Annotated in this window: 14 protein-coding genes and 1 tRNA gene; 8 read left to right on the forward strand and 7 right to left on the reverse strand. The window is 72.4% G+C overall.

Annotated elements, in window-relative coordinates; all coding sequences use genetic code 11:
• Window positions 1-192: 192 nt before the first annotated feature.
• From MRQ36_RS13270 to MRQ36_RS13280, 3 genes are all read right to left on the reverse strand, one after another.
• Window positions 193-999, reverse strand: coding sequence for a WecB/TagA/CpsF family glycosyltransferase (locus MRQ36_RS13270; RefSeq protein ID WP_242795542.1), 807 nt, complete (start codon window positions 997-999; stop codon window positions 193-195).
• Window positions 996-2,069 carry an NAD-dependent epimerase/dehydratase family protein gene (locus MRQ36_RS13275; RefSeq protein ID WP_242795545.1) on the reverse strand — a complete coding sequence of 358 codons (1,074 nt, stop codon included), beginning with the start codon at window positions 2,067-2,069 and terminating at the stop codon, window positions 996-998. Before MRQ36_RS13275 ends, MRQ36_RS13270 begins: the two co-directional genes overlap by 4 nt.
• A 109-nt stretch (window positions 2,070-2,178) precedes the next feature.
• A tRNA-Leu gene (locus MRQ36_RS13280) sits at window positions 2,179-2,264 on the reverse strand.
• A gap of 210 nt (window positions 2,265-2,474) precedes the next feature.
• Here MRQ36_RS13280 and MRQ36_RS13285 point away from each other — a divergent pair.
• The 7 genes from MRQ36_RS13285 to pknB are packed head-to-tail and all read left to right on the forward strand — an operon-like array spanning window position 2,475 to window position 11,458.
• Window positions 2,475-3,266 carry a DUF3662 and FHA domain-containing protein gene (locus MRQ36_RS13285; protein WP_242795548.1) on the forward strand — a complete coding sequence of 264 codons (792 nt, stop codon included), beginning with the start codon at window positions 2,475-2,477 and terminating at the stop codon, window positions 3,264-3,266.
• 6 nt (window positions 3,267-3,272) lie between these two features.
• The gene (locus tag MRQ36_RS13290; RefSeq protein ID WP_242795550.1) at window positions 3,273-3,761 is read left to right on the forward strand and encodes an FHA domain-containing protein; all 489 of its coding nucleotides are present in this window, start codon (window positions 3,273-3,275) and stop codon (window positions 3,759-3,761) included.
• Window positions 3,758-5,173: a PP2C family serine/threonine-protein phosphatase gene (locus MRQ36_RS13295; protein WP_242795553.1), complete on the forward strand. Its 1,416-nt coding sequence runs from the start codon at window positions 3,758-3,760 to the stop codon at window positions 5,171-5,173. The genes MRQ36_RS13290 and MRQ36_RS13295 overlap by 4 nt, the downstream gene beginning before the upstream one ends.
• A gap of 28 nt (window positions 5,174-5,201) precedes the next feature.
• Window positions 5,202-6,689 (forward strand): FtsW/RodA/SpoVE family cell cycle protein, encoded by a 1,488-nt coding sequence (locus MRQ36_RS13300; protein WP_374250105.1) that lies wholly within the window; start codon window positions 5,202-5,204, stop codon window positions 6,687-6,689.
• Window positions 6,686-8,194, forward strand: a complete 1,509-nt coding sequence (locus MRQ36_RS13305; RefSeq protein ID WP_242795556.1) for a penicillin-binding protein 2 — start codon at window positions 6,686-6,688, stop codon at window positions 8,192-8,194. The genes MRQ36_RS13300 and MRQ36_RS13305 overlap by 4 nt, the downstream gene beginning before the upstream one ends.
• A 1-nt stretch (window position 8,195) precedes the next feature.
• Entirely contained in the window at window positions 8,196-9,638 is a 1,443-nt protein-coding gene (locus tag MRQ36_RS13310; RefSeq protein ID WP_242795570.1) for a serine/threonine-protein kinase, read from the forward strand.
• Window positions 9,635-11,458 carry a Stk1 family PASTA domain-containing Ser/Thr kinase gene (gene pknB / locus MRQ36_RS13315; RefSeq protein ID WP_242795573.1) on the forward strand — a complete coding sequence of 608 codons (1,824 nt, stop codon included), beginning with the start codon at window positions 9,635-9,637 and terminating at the stop codon, window positions 11,456-11,458. The genes MRQ36_RS13310 and pknB overlap by 4 nt, the downstream gene beginning before the upstream one ends.
• Before the next feature lie 60 nt (window positions 11,459-11,518).
• Here the strand turns inward: pknB and MRQ36_RS13320 are convergent, their stop codons facing one another.
• The 4 genes from MRQ36_RS13320 to MRQ36_RS13335 form a co-directional block, all read right to left on the reverse strand.
• Window positions 11,519-12,169: an aminodeoxychorismate/anthranilate synthase component II gene (locus tag MRQ36_RS13320; RefSeq protein WP_242795574.1), complete on the reverse strand. Its 651-nt coding sequence runs from the start codon at window positions 12,167-12,169 to the stop codon at window positions 11,519-11,521.
• A gap of 4 nt (window positions 12,170-12,173) precedes the next feature.
• Window positions 12,174-12,455, reverse strand: a complete 282-nt coding sequence (locus MRQ36_RS13325; protein WP_242795575.1) for a hypothetical protein — start codon at window positions 12,453-12,455, stop codon at window positions 12,174-12,176.
• A gap of 1 nt (window position 12,456) precedes the next feature.
• Window positions 12,457-13,278, reverse strand: a complete 822-nt coding sequence (locus MRQ36_RS13330; protein ID WP_242795578.1) for a class E sortase — start codon at window positions 13,276-13,278, stop codon at window positions 12,457-12,459.
• 1,113 nt (window positions 13,279-14,391) lie between these two features.
• Window positions 14,392-15,201 (reverse strand): DUF881 domain-containing protein, encoded by an 810-nt coding sequence (locus tag MRQ36_RS13335; RefSeq protein WP_242795580.1) that lies wholly within the window; start codon window positions 15,199-15,201, stop codon window positions 14,392-14,394.
• Window positions 15,202-15,419: 218 nt separating this feature from the next.
• Between MRQ36_RS13335 and MRQ36_RS13340 the strand changes: the two genes are divergently transcribed.
• Window positions 15,420-15,683 carry a cell division protein CrgA gene (locus MRQ36_RS13340; protein WP_242795582.1) on the forward strand — a complete coding sequence of 88 codons (264 nt, stop codon included), beginning with the start codon at window positions 15,420-15,422 and terminating at the stop codon, window positions 15,681-15,683.
• The last annotated feature ends 37 nt before the right edge of the window (window positions 15,684-15,720 follow it).

Here is a 15,720-nt window from a genome sequence, read left to right on the forward strand (position 1 = left end):
CGGGGCAGTCCGTCCGCGACGATCCCGGCGGCCGTCCAGACGGCCGCGATCGGGAGCAGTACGGCGAGATGGTCATCCATGCCGCCAGCCTTGCCCACTTCGACGTCGGCCGAATCCGGGCCGACCCCCGGTTCACCCCGGACAGCCGACCCGTAGGGGCGGTCCGGGGGCGTCCTCGCCGGACGGACCGGGTCAGACGGCGAAGGTGGCGGGACGTTCCGTGGCCGGGGGCGGTGGAGTGGCCTTCCACAGGCCGGTCTTCTGCGCCGCCAGCCGGGCCAGGTAGGCCGGGTTGAGGATCACGTACCGGCGCCAGAGTCGCTTCGGTTCCAGGCCGAGCCGCCAGAACCACTCCAGGCCGGCGCGCTGCATCCACGGCGGCGGGTTGCGCAGCAGGCCCGCGTGGTAGTCGAAGGCCGCCCCGACCGCCATCATCGGCATGTCCAGCAGCGGTCGCATCGCGTACGCGAAGACCTCCTGGCGGGGGCAGCCGAGCCCGACCAGGACGAGCCGGGCCCCGCTGGCCTTGATCCGGTCGGCGATCTCGACGTCCTCGCCGGGCTGCACCTGCCGGAACTTCGACGGTTCCACCCCGGCGATCTTCAGGGCCGGGAACTTCGCCTCCAGCGCCGGGATCAGCCGGGCCAGGGTCTCCTCGGTCGAGCCGTACAGGTAGACCGGCAGGCCCTCGTCGGCGAAGCGGCACAGCACCCGCAGGGTGAGCTCCGGGCCGTAGACCCGGTCGGTGAGGCCGGCGCCGTGCAGCAGGTTGAGCGCCCAGCGGACCGGCTGGCCGTCCGGGGTGACCACGTCGAACGAGTTCAGCCGGGCGTTGTGCGGCGGGTCGAGCACGCCGGTCATCACGCCGTGCACGGCCAGCGCGGTGAGCGCCATCGGCCGGCGGTCCCGCGCCGCCGCCAGCACCGCCTCCGTGGCCCGGGTGTAGTCGGTCGCGTCGACCAGCACGCCGAGGACGTTCCGCTTGGTGCCGGTGGTCATGCCTGCGGCACCCACTTGTCCACGTTGGCCTCGTAGATCTCGCGCGCGATCATCGGCACGTCGTAGACCTGCTTCCAGTCTGGGTAGTCGGCCTGGAACGCCTCGTTCGAGCCGATCCACCACTTGTGGTCGCCGATCCGGTTCGCCTCGACGTACTCGCTGATCATCTCGTGGCCGGTGATCTCCTGGGCCAGCGCGAAGACCTCGCGCATCGAGATGTTGGAGTGCCGGCCGCCGCCCAGGTTGTAGACCGCCGCCGAGCGCGGGTTGCGGAAGAACGCCTCGAACGCCGACACCACGTCCGAGCTGTGGATCGCGTCCCGGACCTGCTTGCCCTGGTAGCCGAAGATCTTGTACGTCCGGCGCTCCATGTTGGCCCGCATCACGTAGCCGAGGAAGCCGTGCAGCTCGGTGGCCGAGTGGGCCGGGCCGGTCAGCGTGCCGCCCCGGAAGCAGGCGGTTCGCATGCCGAAGTAGCGGCCGTACTCCTGGACCATCACGTCGGCGGCGACCTTGGAGGCGCCGAAGACCGAGTGCAGGCAGGCGTCGATCGACATGTCCTCGCGGATGCCCTGGAAGTAGGGGTGGTCCTCGGGCAGCTCGTAGCGGGTCTCCAGCTCCACCAGGGGCAGGCTGTTCGGCCGGTCGCCGTAGACCTTGTTGGTCGAGCAGTGGATCACCGGCGCCTCGATGCAGTGCTCGCGGACGTTCTGCAGCACGTTGAGGGTGCCGCCGGCGTTGACGTCGAAGTCGGTGAACGGGTCGCGCACGGCCCAGTCGTGCGACGGCTGGGCAGCGGTGTGGATCACCACGGCGATGTCGTGGCCGTACCGGGCGAAGAGCTTGCCCAGCGCGGCCCGGTCCCGGATGTCGATGCTGTGGTGCGAGTACGCCGACCCCAGCTCGTCGGTCAGCCGCCGCACGTTCCACGCGGTCGACGCCTCGGCGCCGAAGAACTCCTGCCGCATGTCGTTGTCGATGCCGACCACGTCGAGACCGAGGCCGGCGAAGTGCCGGACCGCCTCGGAGCCGATGAGACCGCCCGAGCCGGTCACCAACGCGACACTCACACGACACTCCTGGTCAATGGGAGGCAGGAAACCATCGGAGCATAGCGCGGCGCTCGATTCGCCCCGATACGACGCGAGGGCCCCGCAAGTTGCGGGGCCCTCGTCGATCTGGTGGGGATGGGGGGAGTTGAACCCCCACGTCCTTTCGGACACACGGACCTGAACCGTGCGCGTCTGCCATTCCGCCACATCCCCGTGGCCTGACTCGGGTCAACGTAGCTGATCCGGCTCCCGCTCCGTGCGGCGGGTTGCCCGGACATATTACGCTGGTCCCGGTCGTCGCCACGAGCGATAACCGTTCGTGGCGGACGAAACTGTAGCACGGTCGCAGGGGTCTCCTCGAACGGGCCGCCGGCAGCTGGCCGAGCGGCATGTGAGCTGCGGAGGCGGTGTCCGGATACCATCATGTCCTCGGGACCCGAGGAGGAGCCGGTGAGCGTGCTGCAACGCTTCGAGAAGCGTCTGGAAGGCCTGGTAGAGGGGGCCTTCGCCAAGGTCTTCAAAGGGGTGGTCCACCCCGTGGAGATCCTCAACGCCATGCAGCGGGAGGCCGAGGCGCACAAGGCGATCCTGGCCGGTGGGCGCACGTTGGTGCCCAACCGCTACGTGATCGATCTCTCGCCGTACGACCACAGTCGGCTGGCGCCGTACGCCGCCGCGCTGGCCCAGGAACTGGCCCAGTCGCAGGCGGAGTTCATCGGCGAGCAGGCCTGGACGGTCTACGGCGACGTGATCGTGGAGATTGAGCGCGGCGAGGGGCTGGACACCGGGATGTTCCGGGTCACCGCCGAGGTCTACACCGGTGGCGACGTCGCCCCGGTCTCCGCGCCCGGCGGTTACGACGCCGGCCCGCCGGCCTACCCGGCGTACGACCAGGGCGGCGGCTACGGTCCCCCGCCCGGCCACGGTGGCGGTCGCAACGTGCGGCTGGTCTCCGGCGACGGGCGTACCTATCCGCTCCAGATGGGGTCGACGGTGATCGGCCGCGGTGACCAGGCCAACCTGCGCCTGCCCGACGTCGGGATCTCCCGGCGACACGCCCGGCTGGACTTCGACGGTGGGCAGGTCGTGCTGACCGACCTCGGCTCCACGAACGGGACGATGGTCAACGGCCAGCGTGTCTCGGCGGTCGCCCTCAACCCCGGCGACATGATCCAGCTCGGCACGACCACCCTGACCTTCCGCGTGGACGGCTGACCCGCCTTGCCGGAACTGGTCATCACCGTCGCCCGGTTCGGATTCCTGATCCTGCTGTGGATCTTCGTGTTCACGGTGGTCGGCGTCATCCGCCGGGACCTGTTCGCGGGGGCCCGGTCGGGTCGGCTGGTGGCCGCGCCACGCGCGGTCGGGGCGTCGACGGGACAGGCGGCGGCGAAGCCGGCGAAGGTGAAGCGGGGCAGGGCCGCCCACCAGCTGGTGGTGACCGCCGGCCAGTTGGCCGGCACCCGGATCACTCTGGGTGAGGCGCAGATCACCATCGGTCGGGCCGAGGACTCCACGCTGGTGATCACCGACGACTACGCCTCGGCGCGGCACGCCCGGCTGGTGCCCCGCGAAGGACAGTGGTTCGTCGAGGATCTCGGCTCGACTAACGGCACATACCTGGATCGCGCTAAGGTCACCGGACCAACCCCCGTCCCCCTCGGCGTGCCGATCCGGATCGGCCGCACTTCTCTCGAATTACGGCCATGACTCTGACCCTGCGCTATGCGGCCCACAGCGACCGCGGTCTGATCCGAGACGGTAATCAGGATTCCGTCTACGCCGGACCGCGGCTCCTCGCCGTCGCCGACGGCATGGGCGGCATGGCCGCCGGTGACGTCGCCAGCAACATCGTCATCGGTGCCATGGCGCCGCTCGACGAGGACGTCCCGGGGGACGCCCTCGTCGATGCGTTGCGTTCGGCCGTCGGCACCGCCAACCAGCAGCTCCGTGACACCGTGGACGCCAACCCGCAGCTGGAGGGGATGGGCACCACGCTCACCGCCACCCTCTTCTCGGGCAGCAAGCTCGGCATGGTCCACATCGGTGACTCGCGGGCCTATCTCCTGCGCAACGGTGAGTTCGCGCAGATCACCAAGGACGACACGTACGTCCAGATGCTCGTCGACGAGGGCCGGATCAGCGCGGAGGAGGCGAGCAGCCACCCCCAGCGCTCGCTGCTCACCCGCGCCCTGGACGGCCGCGACATCGACCCGGAATACAGCGTCCGCCAGGTGCTGCCCGGTGACCGTTACCTGATCTGCAGCGACGGGCTCTCCGGCGTGGTCAGCGCGGACACCATCGGCGACACGCTGCGCGAATACCCGGATCCGCAGCAGTGCGTCGAGCGCCTGGTGCAGCTCGCGCTGCGCGGCGGCGGCCCGGACAACATCACCGTGATCATCGCGGACGCCACCGACCAGGACATCGTCGAGGCGTCCCCGATCGTCGGCGGCGCCGCCGCCCGGGACCGCGGCATGGCCACCTCGGCCGACGTCTCCACCCCGGCGGCCCGGGCCTCCGCGCTCAACGCGCCCCGGCCGCCCGCGCCGGAGGAACCGGCGGACAACCGGGACGACGAGCCGGAACGGCGCCGCCGCCCGCTGCGCACCGTGGCGATGGCGCTGGCGCTACTGGTCATCCTCGGCGGCGGCCTCTTCGCCGGGTGGAGCTACACCCAGCGGCAGTACTACGTCGGGGCGACCGACGAGGGCCGGCTCGCGGTCTTCCGGGGCGTACCCGGACAGGTCGCCGGGCTCGACCTGTCCAGCGTGCACTCGACCAGCGACGCCAAGCTGGACGACCTCACCCTGGCCGCCCAGGAGCAGGTGAAGCAGGGCATCCAGGCCCGCAACGAGCCGGACGCCCAGCGCCGGCTCGCCGAGCTGACCAGCGACGACCCGGCGAACCCGAACCTCAAGCCGATCTGCCCGCCGAGCCCGACGGCCACCCCGCCGGCAGCCACCCCGCCCGCGCCCACCGGCACCCCGGTGGCGCCGGCGGCCAGCGGGAGCGCCGGGCCGGTCGGCAGCGTCCCGGCCGCGCCCACCACCACGCCCGACGCCGTTCCCTCCGACACGGTTCCGCCGGTCGACCCGGCGGGCTGCCGGTCGCCCGAGTGAACGTCGGCTCGACACCGAGGACCTCTTCGTGACCGCAGCGGCCGTACCCGCAGCCTCGCCCGCCTCGACGGGCGAGCAGCCCGGCGTACGCCTGGCCCGGTCCCGGCGCAACGCCGAGCTGTCGCTGCTGCTGCTGGCCATGGTGCTGGTCGCGGCGTACGCGGCGACCGTCGAGGCGAACGTGCTGGACACGGTCACCCCGGACTTCTGGATGCCGGCCGCCGCGCTGGGACTGGTCTTCCTCGGCCTGCACCTGGTGATCCGCTGGCTGGCGCCGTTCGCCGATCCGGCGCTGCTGCCGGCGGTGGCCCTGCTCAACGGCATCGGGGTGGGCTTCCTGCGCCGGTACGACCTGGCCAAGGCGGCCCCGGCCGACCGCGAGACGCTGGCGATCTTCGCCGGTACGGGTGGCCGTCAGCTCGCCTGGACCCTCGGCGCGGTGATCCTCGCCGCCGGCCTGCTCGCCCTGATGCGCGACCACCGGTCACTCTCCCGGTACGCGTACACCCTGGGGTTGGCCGGCATCGTGCTGGTGATGATCCCGGCGGTGCTGCCGGCCCGCTTCTCCGAGATCAACAACGCCAAGCTGTGGATCCGGATCGGCGGCTTCTCGATCCAGCCGGGTGAGTTCGCCAAGCTCGCCCTGCTGGCGTTCTTCGCGTACTACCTGGTCCGCAAGCGTGAGGTGCTCTCGCTGGCGAGCCGGCGGGTGCTCGGCATCGACTTCCCGCGCGGGCGGGACCTCGGCCCGGTCCTGGTGGTCTGGATGATCAGCCTCCTGGTGCTGGTCTTCGAGAAGGACCTGGGCACCTCGCTGCTCTACTTCGGCATGTTCGTGGTGACCCTCTACATCGCCACCGAACGGGTCAGTTGGCTGCTCATCGGCCTGACCCTCTTCTTCGGCGGCGCCTACCTGGCCTACTTCCTCGGCAGCACGGTCGGCGGTCCGTTCCTCAACTTCTACGACCGTGCGCAGATCTGGCTGGACCCGTTCGCCGAGCCGTACGACCGCGGCTACCAGCTGGTCCAGGGTCTGCTCACGCTCGGCACCGGCGGTCTTTTCGGGGCCGGCCCGGGTGGCGGCCAGCCGACCCTGCTGCCGGAGGTGCAGACCGACTTCATCTTCGCCGGCATCGGTGAGGAGATCGGTCTCTTCGGGCTCTCCGCGCTGCTCGTGGTGTATCTGTTGATCGTCGAGCGGGGCCTGCGGGCGGCGCTGGCGGTGCGGGACTCGTTCGGCAAGCTGCTCGCCGGTGGCCTGGCCTTCACCCTGGCGCTGCAGGTCTTCGTGATCGTCGGCGGGATCAGCAAGCTCATCCCGCTGACCGGCCAGACCACCCCGTTCCTCTCCGCCGGCGGTTCGTCGCTGATGGCGAACTGGCTGCTCATCGCGATCCTGCTGCGGGTCTCCGACGGGGCCCGGCGGCCGGTGACCGGCGGCGGTCCGGCCGCCCGTCCGGCCGGTGCCCCGCCCGAGCAGCTGCACGGTGCCCCCACGGAGGTGATCCGGCCGTGAACGCACCCCTGCGCCGCGTCGGCGTCGTTGTCATGATCCTGTTCGGTCTGCTCTTCGCGAACCTGAACTGGATCCAGGCCTACAAGGCCGACGAATACCGCAACAGCGACTACAACGGCCGGGTCCAGGTGGCCGAGTACGAGCGCAAGCGCGGCAACATCGAGGCCGGCGGCACCGCCCTGGCCACCAGCAAGGAGACCGGCGGCAAGCTGCGGTTCCAGCGGACCTACCCGGGCGGCGAGAAGTACGCCCACGTGCTGGGCTACAAGCCGGTCAACCTCGCCGACACCGGCATCGAGAAGATCGAGAACGACTTCCTCGCCGGCACCAGCGACCAGCTGATCGCCAACCGGGTGAAGGACATGTTCACCGGCGACGAGACCGGCGGCGGCAACGTGCTGCTCACCCTCTCGAAGCGGGCCCAGGAGACGGCGTACAAGCAGCTCACCGACAACCAGGTGGGGGCGACCAAGGGCGCGGCGATCGCGATCGACCCGCGTACCGGGGCGGTGCAGGCGCTGGTCTCGATGCCGAGCTTCGACCCGAACCCGCTGGCCAGCCACGACACCACGGTGGCCGAGACGGCGTACAACAAGCTCGACAGCGACCCGGCCGGGCCGTTGAAGAACCGGGCGCTGTCGGAGACGCTGCCGCCCGGTTCGACCTTCAAGATCGTGGTGGCCGCCGCCGCCCTGGAGAACGGGGTCGGTAAGACCACCCAGATCCCGGCGGGACCCAGCTACACCCCGCCGACCTCGGGCCAGCCGATCCGCAACGCCGCCCCCTCCATCTGCCCGGAGGCACAGGTCAGCCTGATCGAGGCGGTCACCGAGTCCTGCAACACCGGCTTCGCCCAGCTCGGCGTGCGGCTGGGTGCCGACAAGATCAAGGAGAAGGCCCGCCAGTTCGGCTTCGAGCAGGAGGACCTCACGGTCGGGCAGCTCGGCGAGGGCGGCCTGGGCGTGGCGGCCAGCCGGACCGGTGACATGGAGGCCCCGGGCGGCGCCACCGACCCGGCCGCCCTGGCCCAGTCCTCGATCGGCCAGCGAGACGTCCGGATGACCCCGCTGCAGGGCGCACTGATCGCCGGGTCGGTCGCCAACGGCGGGAAGCAGATGCGGCCCTACCTGGTCAAGCAGCTCCTCGCCCCGGACCGCACCACCAGCTACTACACCGCCAAGAATCCCCGCGAGCTCCGCCAGCCGGTGAGTGGCCAGGTCGCCGCCGACCTGCGGGACATGATGGTCAGCGTGGTCGAGAACGGCACCGGGCGGAAGGCGGCGATCGACGGGTACACCGTCGGCGGCAAGACCGGCACCGCCCAGTCCGGCCCGGACACGCCCGACCACGGCTGGTTCATCGGCTTCGCCATCAACAAGAACGGCGAGGCGGTCTCGGCGGTCTGCGTGGAGCTGGAGCAGGCCGGCAGCGGCGGCAGCTCCGAGGCGGCCCGGATCGCCGGGAAGATCATGCAGGCGGCCATCGCCGACTCCGGAGGCCGCTGACATGCTCAGCCCGGGGGTGCAGCTCGGCAACCGCTACCGCCTCGACGAGCGGATCGCCAGCGGTGGCATGGGCGACGTCTGGCGCGGCACCGACCAGGTGCTCGGCCGTACGGTCGCGGTGAAGAGCCTGCTCCCGGCGCTGCTCGACGAGCCGGGCTTCGCCGAGCGGTTCCGCGGCGAGGCGCGGACCATGGCCACCATCAACCACCCCGGCGTGGTCGACGTCTACGACTTCGGCAGCGACCAGCACATCGCCTTCCTGGTCATGGAGTACGTCGAGGGCGACGCTCTGTCGTCGACGCTGAGCCGGGTCGGCCGGCTCACCCCGGCCCGCACGATGGCCCTGCTCGCGCAGGCCGCCGACGCGCTGCACGCCGCCCACGAAAAGGGCATCGTGCACCGGGACGTGAAGCCGGGCAACCTGCTGGTCCGCCCGAACGGCACGCTGGTGCTCACCGACTTCGGCATCGCCCGCTCGGAACTGGTCGGCCAGCTCACCGCCGCCGGCTCGGTGCTGGGTACCGCGTCGTACATCTCGCCCGAGCAGGCCACCGGCGCGGTGGCGACGCCCGCCTCGGACGTCTACGCGCTCGGCGTGGTCGCCTACCAGTGCCTGGCCGGCCGCCGCCCGTTCGAGGGCGACAACCCGCTCGAAATCGCCATGAAGCACGTCCGGGACACCCCCCGGCCGCTCCCCGGTGACATCCCGCCGCAGGTCAAGGCCATCGTCGAGCGGGCCCTGGCGAAGGATCCGGCAGCCCGCTGGCCGAGCGCAGCCGCGCTGGCCGGCGTCGCCCGGCAGGCCAAGGCCGCCCTCTCCCAGCAGGCACGCGCCGGCCACTCCGGCCCGATCTCCGGCGTACCCGCGTCGCCGGCCGCGCCGTCGGCCCGGGCCCAGGTCCCGACGTCCGCCCGGCCGCCCGTCGCGCAGCCGCAGCCCCGGCCGCCGGTGGCGCACCAACAGCCCCGACCGCCGGTGGCACAGCCGCAGGCCCGGCCGCCGGTGGCGCCGCAGCGCCCGCCGGCCATGGCTCCCCGGCCGACCGCGGTGGCGCCGGTCGCGCCGCAGCACCGGCCGCCGATGGCGCAGCCGGTCCCGCCGCGCGGTGCGGCGGTCGTGCCGCCCCGCCAGCACCACCCCCTCGGGTACGCCCGGCCGCCGGCCGCTCCGCCGCCGGCCCCCCGCCGGTCCAGGTCGGGACTGTGGCTGGTCGCCGTCCTGCTCGGCGTGCTGGTCGTGCTCTGCTCCGGCGTGATTTCCTACAGCCTGAAGAAGGGCAACGCGTCCGGTGACCCCGGCGTGTCGGCCCCGGTGAGTGTCGACTCCGGCGCGCTGCGGGGCCACGGACGCGACGATCTGGCCCGGGCGTCGTACCGTCGGATGGTATGGCTCCAGCCGGGTGGCGCCGGGACGACGACGAGCGAAGGACGAGAGACGCGATGACAGCGCAGGCCCGCCTGCTCGGTGGCAGGTATCAGGTCGGCGAGCTGCTCGGCTACGGCGGCATGGCAGAGGTGCACCGCGGTCGCGATCTCCGGCTCGGTCGGGACGTGGCGATCAAGATGCTCCGGGCCGACCTGGCGCGGGACGCCACCTTCCAGATGCGGTTCCGCCGGGAGGCGCAGAACGCCGCCTCGCTCAACCACCCGGCCATCGTCGCCGTGTACGACACCGGCGAGGAGACCGGGCCGACCGGCGAGACGCTGCCGTTCATCGTGATGGAGTTCGTCAACGGGCGGACCCTCAAGGAGGTGCTGGGCGCCGAGGGGCGGCTCCAGCCCCGTCGGGCGCTGGAGATCTGCGCCGACATGTGCGCGGCGCTGGAGTTCAGCCACCGGCACGGCATCATCCACCGGGACATCAAGCCCGGCAACGTGATGCTCACCCAGACCGGCCAGGTCAAGGTGATGGACTTCGGCATCGCCCGGGCCCTGGCCAGCGGCGCCACCACGATGACCCAGACCAGCGCCGTGATCGGCACCGCGCAATATCTTTCCCCCGAGCAGGCGCGGGGCGAGGCCGTCGACGCCCGCTCCGACGTGTACGCGGGCGGCTGCGTGCTGTTCGAGCTGCTCTGCGGGCACCCGCCGTTCGTCGGGGACAGCCCGGTCAGCGTCGCGTACCAGCACGTGCGGGAGGCGCCGCCCACGCCGAGCGACATCAACCCGGACGTGAACCCGGCGGTCGACGCGATCGTGCTGAAGGCGCTGTCGAAGAACCCGCTCAACCGCTACCAGAGCGCCGGCGAGATGCGGGCGGACCTGCTCCGCGCCGCCGCCGGCCGGCCCGTGCTGGCCACCCCGGTCATGCCGGCCGAGGAGACCGCGCCGATGGCTCCGGCCGCCGCCGGCTACCAGCAGACCCAGGTGATGGGTCCGCAGACGCGGCAGCAGATGCCGGCCCGGGTCGGCGACCCGCGCAAGCGGAAGAGCTCCTCCTGGGTGATCGCCACGTTCGCCGCGCTGGGTGTGCTGGCGGTGATCGCCCTGGTCGCCGCCCTGATGCTCAACAAGAGCGGCAGCGGGAAGGTCCAGGTGCCGTCGGTCAAGGGGTTGTCCCAGGCCGCGGCGGAGGCCGAGGTCCGCAAGGCCGGCCTGATCCCGGTGGCCGGCGACCCGGTGCAGAACACCACCTGCCAGAAGGGCAGCGTGGTCGACCAGGAGCCGCCGGCGAACTCGGAGCTGGAGAAGAACCGCAACGTCACCCTCTCCGTCTGCACCGGCCCGGGGAAGGTCACCATCCCGCAGGGGCTGGTCAAGTCGCAGTTCACGAACGTCAAGCAGCAGCTCGAGGCCCTGGGACTGAAGGTCGACGACACGCTGGTCAACGACAGTGCGCAGGAGGGCACGGTCGTCGACATCAGCCCCAACGAAGGGACCGACGTGCCTCCGAACAGCACCGTCAAGGTGCAGGTCTCGCGGGGCAACGTCACCGAGGTCCCGGACGTGCGGGGCTACACCAAGGAGCAGGCGACCAAGCGGCTGGAGGACGCCGGCTACAAGGTCCGGACCCGCGACGGCGACGAGGTGCCGGCGGCCGAGGCAGGCAAGGTGACCGATCAGTCGCCGAAGGCGGGGACGAAGCTGGCCAGGGGTGAGCGGGTGACCATCGAGGTGAGCGTGCCGCTGCCCGAGCCGTCCGACTCGCCGAGCGCCACGCCGACCAGCCCGGCTCCCTCCGGATCGCCGACCACCCCCGGGGGTACGGGTGGCGGCGGCCTGCCGTTCCCGACCACCCCGCCCGGCCGGCTCCCGGTCGACTGACCCCGGCGCCGGTCCGCTCGACGCCGCCGTCGACCAGGGCGGCCGGCTGCTCGATGGCGGTCAGGTGGTGGCGAAGGCGGCGCGGCGACGGGCGTCCACCTCGGCGGCCAGCTCCGGGGCGCGCTCCAGCGCCTCGGTGAAGCCGCACACCGCCAGCCAGTTCGCCAGCATCAGGTGACCGCCCTCGGTCAGCACGGACTCCGGGTGGAACTGGACGCCCTCGATGGGCAGCGTCCGGTGCCGCATCGCCATCACCACCCCCGATTCGGTCCAGCCGGTCACCTCCAGCTCCGCCGGCAGCGTCTCGGGCAGCACGGCGAGCGAGTGGTAGCGGGTGGCGGTGAACGGGTCCGGCAGGCCGGCGAGCACGCCGACGCCGTGGTGGCGTACCTCGGAGGTCTTGCCGTGCAGCAGTTCCGGCGCCCGGGTGACGGTGCCGCCGAACGCCTCGCCGATGGCCTGGTGGCCGAGGCAGACGCCGAAGAGCGGGAGCTTCCCGGCGTACTCCCGGATGACGTCCAGGCAGATGCCGGCGCGGTCCGGGCTGCCCGGTCCGGGCGAGAGCAGGACGCCGTCCGCGCCGACCCGGCCGACCTCGGCCACGTCGATCTCGTCGTTGCGGCGGACCTCGCAGTCCACGCCGAGCTGGCCCAGGTATTGCACCAGGTTGAAGACGAACGAGTCGTAGTTGTCGATCACCAGGACGCGCATCGGTTCACCTGTTCGGGGTGGAGGGCGGGGCGTTGTTCGAGTGGGTGCTGTACGGCAGTTCCTCGTCGGTGGGGGCGTTGCTGGGCACCGTGAGGCCGCCGTCGCCGCTGTCACCGGGCACCCCGGAGTCCTGGGTGACCTGGACGTCGTCGAAGGGGAGCAGCGGCTCGGCCCAGGGGAAGACGACGAACCAGAGCAGCGCCACCGTCGCGGCGGTGATCAGCACCGAGCCGACCAGCTTGCCGGGCAGCCCGAACGGGAGCTTGCGCCAGATCCACGCGTACATGTCAGCCTCCCAGCTCCGCCGGACGGCCGGCCGACTTGGCCTGCACGTGGTCCAGCCGGGCATGGATGATCAGGCGCTGGTAGTTGTCGAACTTCGGGTTGCAGGTGGTCAGGGTGAGCAGCTTCTCGGTCGGCTTCGCGCCGGGCTTCATCGGCACCGGTGCCACCGCCTCGACCTGGCGCGGCGTGACGATGTGGCTCTGGTAGACCTTGTAGACGTACCACTCGGTCTGGCCCTCGACGACGATGTCGTCGCCGCTGTTCAGCTCGTCCAGCCGCCAGAAGGTGGCCCGGATGCGGTGCCCCGCGACGGCGAAGTTGCCCACCTCGCCGGGGAGCGCGCTCTTCGGGTAGTGGCCCGGGGCGTACCGGATGTCCTCGGGGGTGACTCCCTCGACGACGATCCAGTGCTTGTCGAACTTGGGGATGTAGAGCCCGGCGATGGGCTTGCCCTCCACCGGGGGCCCGGGCTTCTTGGTCGGTCCCGGCGTCGGCCCGACCGTGGGATCGGGCGCCCAGGCCTGGGCGAGTTGGCTGTTCAGGTCGTTCTGACGGGCGTCGACGATGATCGACTTGCCCCAGATCTCATAGCCGGCGAAGAGCAGTACGACCAGGCCGAAGGTGATCAGCAGCTCACCGGTGACGCGGACGCCGGTCCGCAGCCGGGAGGTCAGTGAGGGCCGGGTCAGCTCCGAGTAGACGCTCTTGTAGCCCTCGCCGGTCTGCTCGGGCCGCAGCTGTACGACCCGTTCGCCCCGGCGGGGGCGCGGCGGTTCGGCCGGGGTGTCGCCCTCCCCGTCGGCCGGTTCGCCGGTGTCCCGCACCGGTGGTACGGCACCCATCAGGGCCGTCGAGTCCACTGGCGGGGTGGGTCGTCGACCGGTGACCGGCGGGATCACGGCGGTGGCCCCCGGATCCACGGGCCCGCCCGGTTCGCCGTGGGGTGGCTGCCGGCGGCCCGCACCGGGCGAGTCGGGCCGAGCGGGGTCGTTCCTGCGGGTGGGCCCGGGACGGTCACCCACCTTGGGGATGATCGCCGTCGGCGCCTCGCCCATGGCCGCCGGCCGTACCGTCGGCGGGCCGGGCCGATCGCCACTCGCCCGGCCGTCGAGCGGCCCGGCTGCAGGATCGTGGGGTCCGTCGAGCGGGCCGCCGGTGGCCGGCGGCCGCGGTCCCGGGCGTTCGTCCCGGTCGCCGGTCGGCCGTCCCACCGCAGGCCCGGGGCCGCCGGGCCGCCGTTCGGCCGGTGGCGTCGCGGAGCTGCGCGGTCCGACCGGCGGAACCACCTCGGTGGGCCCGTCGACCGGACCGGCCGCAGGGGTACGTCGCTCGCCGGGGGAGCGGTGAAGGCAGGAGACCCACCGGCCGGGCCACGCCGGCCGGCCGGCGTGGCAGCGGGACCCCGTCCACCGGTACGCGGAGCATCGGTGGGTGGGGCGGTGGCGCGCCCGCCGAACGGGTCGCCCGGCGGGGCGCCGGTCGGACGTCGGACAGGCTCGTCGGCGGCACCCGGCCGGCCGGCGGGCTGGCGCTGACCGGTCCGGCGGCGGCCGGACGCTGCGCGGGGCCGGGAGCCGGGTGCTGGGGGGTGGCGGCGGTCGAGCGCTGCGGGGCGGGCTGGCGGGTGCCCGGGTCGGCGGCGGCCGGACGTTGGGGGGCACCGGGAGCCGACGGTCCGGTCGGGGCGTTGCCGGGCCAGGCGGGCGGCGGGGCGCGGAACCGGTCGCCGCCGCCCCCGGGGGCACGGGCACCGGTGACGGGTCGGGCGGTACCGGCGGCGGGCCGGGCCGGGCGACGGGCCGGTTCGGCCCGCCGGTCGTCGTCCGGCCAGGGCAGGTCGAGCGGCGGCCGGGGCGGGCCCGGCCGGTCGACCTTGCGGAGGAACGCGGTGGGGTCCTCGCCCTGATCGCGGTGACGCCCGTCGCGGTCGTCCTCGGTCACCGGGGGACCTTCGCCGAGCGCAGGGTGGTCGAGTCCTCGAACGCCGGGACGGTGACCGGGGAGACCGTCTGGCGGTAGCCGAGCTGGTAGTGGTCGACCGCTTCCTTGAACAACCGGACTCCCTCAGACGCGGCGAGGGCCTGCTCGAGGGCAGCGGGATCGCCAATCGCTACGATCTTGAACGGAGGGGAGTACACCCGGCCGTGCAGCAGCAGGGTGTTACCGACGCAGCGTACCGCGCTGGTGCTGAGCACGCGGACGTTCATGATTGACATGGCTTCGGCCCCGCCGGCCCAGAGCGCGTTCACGACCGCCTGGACGTCGCCCTGGTGGACGACCAGGTCGTCGTTGCTGGCCCCCTTGGGCAGTGGCTGGTCGTTGCGTCGGGGCGGCGCGTCGTTCAGTTCGATCGTGATGCCGGTCCCGGTGAGCGCGGTCAAGCCGGCGGCCTGCCGGCTGGCGGCGGCCCGGTCCTGTTGCAGTTTGATCGGCCTGTCGGTGTTGGCCAGGGCGGCCGTCTCGCTCTCGACCTCGGCGCGCAGCCGGGCGGCCCGCAGTTCGCTGGCGGCCACCTGCTCCCGCCGGTCCTCGATCAACTGGGTGAGCTGGGGACGCCGGTCCTCGCGCAGGGCGGTGCCGCCGGCCGTGGTGGCGGTGGTGGTGAAGAGCAGCCCGGCGGCGGCGGCGATCAGCGGCACCCCGACCGACCAGCCCGGCCGTCGCTGCCGGGGCCGCCGTGGCAGCAGGCCGGCGACCGCCCGCCGGAGCACCTTCTGCCAGGAGGCCGCGCCGGATGTGTACTCCACCGAGCGTTCCTTCCCCGTCGTCTCGTGCCGGGCCGCGGGCTGCGGACCGGGTGCCCGACCCGAAAAAGTCGGTCACTCCGCGCACCGGCCTGACCCCATTCGTGGCCTGGACGGTCCGTCGGGACTACGCTAGCTGTCGAACATTATTGGCCATGGACCGTCGCCCCCGCGCCCGGTTGTCAGGCCGGACGAGGTCGTCACCCCCTCTGGAGAGCGTCGTGCCCAAGTCTCAGGTCCGCAAGAAGAAGGTGTACACCCCACCGACGGACGTACGTCCGACGGCGACGGCGGCGACGCGCAAGCCTAGCCCGGTCTGGCTGCCGATCACCGCTGTCGCGCTGATCGTGGGTGGCATCGGCTGGCTGGTCGTCTACTACCTCTCCGAGCAGGCCTACCCGGTCGCCACGTGGGGGTACTGGAACCTCGCGGTGGGCTTCGGCGCGATGGTCGCCTCGCTGGTCCTGCTCTCCCGCTGGCGCTGACCCGGTCGAGGTCCGGCCCGGTTCCCGACGGCTCCGG

It is taken from the genome of Micromonospora sp. R77 (assembly GCF_022747945.1).
GTDB lineage: Bacteria > Actinomycetota > Actinomycetes > Mycobacteriales > Micromonosporaceae > Micromonospora.